Annotated in this window: 7 protein-coding genes; 4 read left to right on the top strand and 3 right to left on the bottom strand. The window is 66.0% G+C overall.

Annotated features, from left to right (window positions below):
* The 3 genes from B3873_RS03735 to B3873_RS03725 form a co-directional block, all read right to left on the bottom strand.
* Nucleotides 1-674, bottom strand: a 674-nt coding sequence (locus tag B3873_RS03735; protein ID WP_286864103.1) for a DNA-binding domain-containing protein, incomplete at its 3' end; no start/stop codon positions are given.
* The gene (locus B3873_RS03730; protein WP_286864101.1) at nucleotides 671-1,522 is read right to left on the bottom strand and encodes a DUF692 domain-containing protein; all 852 of its coding nucleotides are present in this window, start codon (nucleotides 1,520-1,522) and stop codon (nucleotides 671-673) included. The genes B3873_RS03735 and B3873_RS03730, both read right to left, overlap by 4 nt.
* Nucleotides 1,523-1,542: 20 nt before the next feature.
* Nucleotides 1,543-1,818: a DUF2282 domain-containing protein gene (locus tag B3873_RS03725; protein ID WP_034336271.1), complete on the bottom strand. Its 276-nt coding sequence runs from the start codon at nucleotides 1,816-1,818 to the stop codon at nucleotides 1,543-1,545.
* Between the two features lie 238 nt (nucleotides 1,819-2,056).
* On the opposite strand from B3873_RS03725, the gene B3873_RS03720 reads away from it, so the two are divergent.
* From B3873_RS03720 to B3873_RS03705, 4 genes are all read left to right on the top strand, one after another.
* The gene (locus B3873_RS03720) at nucleotides 2,057-2,722 is read left to right on the top strand and encodes a DUF1109 domain-containing protein (RefSeq protein WP_286864100.1); all 666 of its coding nucleotides are present in this window, start codon (nucleotides 2,057-2,059) and stop codon (nucleotides 2,720-2,722) included.
* 15 nt (nucleotides 2,723-2,737) lie between these two features.
* Nucleotides 2,738-3,367: a sigma-70 family RNA polymerase sigma factor gene (locus tag B3873_RS03715; RefSeq protein WP_039784802.1), complete on the top strand. Its 630-nt coding sequence runs from the start codon at nucleotides 2,738-2,740 to the stop codon at nucleotides 3,365-3,367.
* The gene (locus B3873_RS03710) at nucleotides 3,364-4,005 is read left to right on the top strand and encodes a DUF1109 domain-containing protein (RefSeq protein ID WP_209534351.1); all 642 of its coding nucleotides are present in this window, start codon (nucleotides 3,364-3,366) and stop codon (nucleotides 4,003-4,005) included. Before B3873_RS03715 ends, B3873_RS03710 begins: the two co-directional genes overlap by 4 nt.
* A gap of 18 nt (nucleotides 4,006-4,023) precedes the next feature.
* Nucleotides 4,024-4,481, top strand: a 458-nt coding sequence (locus B3873_RS03705; RefSeq protein ID WP_286864099.1) for a chlorite dismutase family protein, incomplete at its 3' end; no start/stop codon positions are given.

Below are 4,481 nucleotides of genomic sequence, written 5' to 3'. Positions count from 1 at the left end.
GCCTGGCCGGCAGCGCTGGCGATGCCGCAGCCATCGCGGCAGGCATCGAGAAAGCGTGCTGCGCCCGCACTCAGCGGCTGCCATTGCACCTGGCCGTGCGGCCGCGTGAGCAGGGCTCCTTCGCCCTGCCATTCGGGGGCGATTTCGGTGTCGTCAGCATCGCTGCGGTTGATGCTCCAGATGGCGTAGACCGGATGCTGCGGATCGTGATGCCAGCGGCTGGCGGCATGCGGCACCAGCCTGATGTCCTGGCCGGCGGCCAGCGCCGTGTGCAGGGCCGACACGTCCAGCAGCGGGTCGTCGGCGGCCAGGTGCGCTTCGGTCCAGCAGCGGTCCAGGGTGGCGACGCCCGGCAGGTAGGGCAATTCCCGTGCTGCTTCCAGCGTGGCAAGGAAATCGGCAAAGCCCGCCCCATAGCAGATGAGGCTGGCTTCTTGTGGCAAGTGCTCGCGCGCAAAGGCTTGCGCTGCAGATTCCATCCAGGGGCTGCCGACCAGTCGGTGCACCGCCGGATAGTTGGCCAGCAGTGCGTCGACGCAGCCCTTGAAGACGGTATTGCGATAGATCGCGAAGGCCGGTTGCGCCAGCAGCGCGGCAACGCCTGGGTCGTCGCTCTGCCCGTTCAGCAGGGCCTGCAGGAAGCTGGCGTAGTAGCGATGGTCGGGGGCATTCATGCGGCTTGCTCCTCGTGCGTGGCCGCTGCCGGATGCAGCAAGGTGCCGGCCATGTCGCGCTCGGCCAGCAGCACGTCGAACGCGGGCACGTTGCCATCCCGTTCGATCAGGGTAGGACGCTCCCCGGTGCGTGCCAGCAGATGCGCGTAGAGCTCCCAGACCGCTGCCGCAACCGGCGCGTCATGGGAATCGACCAGCAGGCCGGGCAGGCTGGCATCGGCACTGTGGCCGGCCAGATGGATTTCGAGAATGTCATCGAACGGCAACTGGTCCAGGTAGTGGTGCGCGTCGGTGCCGAGATTGCAGGCGCTCACGTGCACATTGTTGACGTCGACCAGCAAGCCACAGCCAGTCCGGCGCACCAGTTCACGCAGGAAGTCCGGCTCGCTCCAGCTGTGCTGTTCCATGTGCAGGTAATGCGACGGGTTCTCCAGCGCGATCCGGCGCTGCAGAACATCCTGGGTGCGGCTGATGTTGTCAGCCAGGCGTGCCAGTGTGTCGTTGGTACGCGGCACCGGCAGCAGGTCGGGCAGGTAGTGACCGCCGATGCGCGACCAGGCGAGGTGTTCGGACACCAGCACCGGTTCGATGCGCGACACCAGTTGTGCCAGTTTGCGCAGATGCAGGGGATCGGGCGCGTCGGGCCCGGCCAGTGACATCGACACCCCGTGCAGGGCCACCGGATGATGCTCCCGGATCGCCTGCAGCCAGGCCAGGCGGGGGCCGCCGTCCATCAGGTAGTTTTCCGGATGGACTTCGAACCACAGTCCCGCTGCCTTGCAGGCCAGCGCTGCATCGAAATGCTGGGGTTTGAGACCCAGGCCGGCGGTGAGGGGTGACGTTGTCATGGCCGATGGCTCCGGAACGATCAGACCGGCTTGAGCGAGCCCATGCCGCGCGGAGTCTTGATCGAGGTGCAGGTGCCGGCCGGGACGTTCTTCCAGGCATTGCCCTGGTAATCCATCTTGGCGGTGCCGGCGCAGGTGGTGCCTTCACCGGCCTTGCAGTCGTTCTGGCCGGCCATGGAGACGCCGTAGCACTTCTCGACGGCGGTCTTGTTCATCGGTTGCTTGTCTTGGGCCATGGCGACGCCGGAGGCGAGGGTGGCGAGGGTCAGTGCGGCGGTGGCGACGAAGTGGTTCATGGTGTGCTCCTGAAAATGGATGAAGTGGAAGATGACACTGACCGGCGTTTCGCTTGCTGCTGCTTTGCGTCCGATCTGCTTGTTAATTCGCAGGGAATGGCTGGCCGGTTACAGCGCGATGAAGATTTTTTGAAGAAATATTTTTCGCGCCTGCTGTAACCGCAGCGCTGTTGTGAACGAATACAAAAGAGAGCGCGCCATTGCGCAGTCCGCCCGCACGGGCCCAAAGGGGATGTGAATGAAAACGATGGAACTGGTCAACATGCTGGCAACCGGAACGGGCGAGTCCCCCGGCCCCGTCCAGCGCAGCCTGGTGCGCAACGTGGCCGCGCGCATGGCGGTGGCGCTGGCCTTGGGCCTGATGGGTGCGGCCCTGCTGCTGGCCATTCTCTATGGGGTGCGCAGCGACCTGCGTGAACTGTTGCAGCAGCCGCTCTTCTGGATGAAGGTCTCGTTCCCGCTGGCGGCCCTGCTGGCCGGACAACTGGCTGCCTCGCGCCTGGCGCTGCCGGGCATGCGCATGGGGCTGGCTCCGGCGGCAGGACTGCTGCTGCCACCGGCCTTGCTGTGGCTGGCCGGTGGCAGCTGGCTGGCCCTGGCACCGCCTTCGCAGCGTCTGGACCTGCTGCTGGGCAGCAGCTGGGAAGTGTGTTCGGCCAATGTGGCCTTGCTGTCCTTGCCCACGCTGGCGAGCATGCTGTGGTTCCTGCGCGGGATGGCGCCCACGCAATTGCGTGCGGCGGGTGCGGTGGCTGGATTGGTGGCCGGCGCACAGGGCGTGCTAGTCTATTCGCTTTATTGCGTGGAGATGGCGCCGCCGTTCTGGGGTGTCTGGTATGTACTGGGGGTGGCGCTGCCGACGGGGGCCGGCGCCTTGTGCGGCCCATGGCTGCTTCGTTGGTGATCTGGTGGCGTGCCCATGACTGAAAGTCCTTTCCTGTTGGCGACTGGCGGACCGGCCTTGCCGGATGAGGTGGCAGGCCGTCCCGGCAAGCCCTCGCATCCCGCCGAGGAGCGCCTGCGCATGCTGCTGCTGGCCGGTCTCGACGGCGACGCCGTGGCCTATCGCCAGTTTCTGGCCGAATTGAGCGGCCGCCTGCGCGCCTTCCTGCGCAAGCGCCTGGTGCATCTGCAGGATGACGTCGAGGATGTGGTGCAGGAAACCCTGCTGGCCATCCACAACGCCCGCCATACCTATCGCCCCGATCAGCCGCTGACGGCCTGGGTGCATGCCATCGCGCGCTACAAGCTGATGGACTTCCTGCGCGCCCGTTCGCGCCGCGAAGCCTTCAACGACCCGCTGGACGAAGAGCACGACCTGCTCACCACCTGTGATGATGAACCGGCCCAGGCGCGGCGCGATGTCGGTGCGCTGCTGGAGGAATTGCCCGACAAGCAGCGTTTGCCGATCGTTCACGTCAAGCTGGAAGGCCTGTCGGTGGCCGAGACGGCACAACTGACCGGGATGTCGGAATCGGCCGTGAAAGTCGGCATCCATCGTGGCCTCAAGGCCCTGGCCCTGAAGATCCGGGAGAAACTGCAAGCATGAAGACTGAAGACCTTATTTCGATGATGGCCAGCGGCGTGGCACCGGTGGACCGGCGTTTGCCGGTCAAGCAGATGGCCCAGGCCCTGGTGCTGGGCGGCTTGGGTTCGCTGTTGCTGATGCTGAAGATCTACGGGCTGCGTCCCGATCTGGCGGTGATGCTGGGCGTGCCGCTGTTCTGGATCAAGCTGGCCTTTCCCACCACATTGGCCGTGGGGGCCATGCTGGTGCTGCGACGCCTGGTGCGTCCGGGATTGCGCGTGGGTGCCAATTGGGCAGGCATCGCCCTGCCTGCCATGGCAGTGTGGCTCGGTGGCGCAGCCGTGTTGCTCAGTGCACCGGTAGCCCAGCGGCTGCCGCTGTTGATGGGGATCAGCTGGCGCAGCTGCCCGTTCAACATCGCGCTGCTGTCGATTCCACTCTTCATCGGCATCTTCTGGGCCGTGCGCGGCATGGCCCCGACCCGGCTGCGCCTGAGTGGTGCGGTGGCTGGCCTGCTGGCCGGTGCCACGGCGACCATGGTGTATTGCCTGCATTGCCCGGAGATGGGCGTGCCGTTCTGGGGAATCTGGTATTTCCTCGGGATCCTCATTCCGGCAGTACTTGGCTTGCTGCTGGGTCCGCGCCTGTTGCGCTGGTAAGTCCTGGAGAGATTGAGCATGAGCGTGATCCATACCGCATTCGTCGCAGGTCTCAGTGGAGGCTGGCGCATCTTGCGCGTCGACGCCGTGGTCGGCGAATCGCTGGCAATGGCGGGAAGGCTTGCTGTCGCCGGTCCCGGCGAGGCGCAGTCCACCGCTACGCCCGGCGTGCAGTGGCGCCTGGACGGTGCCACCGGTCATGCGCGTTATGCCACGCGGCACGAACTCGATACGCTGGGCGCGGTGCAACAGGGTCTGGGGCGGCCCGAGGCGCGCCGCGCAGCCCTCATCCCGATTCGCAAGAACCCGGCCTGGTGGGCGCTGGCGCAGGATGAGCGCCGCGCGATCCTGGAGGAGCAGTCGCACCACATCGCCATCGGGCTGGAGTACCTGCCACCGATTGCGCGCCGTCTCTACCATGCGCGCGAACTGGGCCAGCCTTTCGATTTCCTGACCTGGTTCGAGTACGCGCCGGA

The organism is Herbaspirillum sp. UBA812 (assembly GCF_002296545.1).
In the GTDB taxonomy this organism is placed as follows: Bacteria; Pseudomonadota; Gammaproteobacteria; order Burkholderiales; family Burkholderiaceae_D; genus Herbaspirillum; species Herbaspirillum huttiense.
Note: the sequence above shows the minus strand (reverse complement) of the source record. Positions and strands in the feature narration are given on the sequence as shown.